At 57.1% G+C, this 517-nt stretch carries 1 protein-coding gene; it reads right to left on the bottom strand.

Annotation, left to right across the window (positions count from 1 at the left end; all coding sequences use genetic code 11):
• Nucleotides 1-260: reverse transcriptase domain-containing protein (locus tag CWC28_RS22415; RefSeq protein WP_249324997.1), on the bottom strand; the 260-nt coding region annotated here is incomplete at its 3' end.
• Between the last annotated feature and the right edge of the window lie 257 nt (nucleotides 261-517).

The raw sequence follows: 517 nt of genomic DNA, 5'->3' as shown, positions 1-517 counted from the left end.
TTATCCCTGACTTTACGGGCTACCCGTACCATCAGGGCATCGTGATTGACCTTGTCGAAGAACTGTTTGAGATCAACGTCTACAGCCACCCGACAGCCGTCTCTGATGTGTTGCCTGAGCTGACGCACTGCGTCGTGAGCCGAACGGTTCGGCCGAAAACCAAAACTGCTGCGGGAGAACGAAGGGTCAAAGATCGGTTGTAACACCTGAGCAATGGCCTGCTGGATCACCCGGTCAACGACCGTGGGAATGCCCAACATGCGTTCTCCCCCCTGCGGTTCAGGTATGGCTTTGCGCCTGACCGGCCGGGGTTGATAAGTCCCTTCCAAAAGGGATTGGCGTATGGATGACCAGTGCCGTCTGGCAAATTCCGGAAAGGCCTCCAGTGTCATCTCATCAACACCGGGAGCGCCTTTATTGGCCCGAACCCGTTTCCATGCCTCGTGCACGTTAGCCGGTTCCAGTACGCGGGGTAGTAGATCATGGTTCAAAGTCGGCTACGGGCTCTGTCGCCCGG

Source organism: Pseudoalteromonas sp. S4492 (assembly GCF_005886115.1).
Taxonomy (GTDB): domain Bacteria; phylum Pseudomonadota; class Gammaproteobacteria; order Enterobacterales; family Alteromonadaceae; genus Pseudoalteromonas; species Pseudoalteromonas gelatinilytica.
This window is presented reverse-complemented; position numbering and strand designations above follow the sequence as displayed.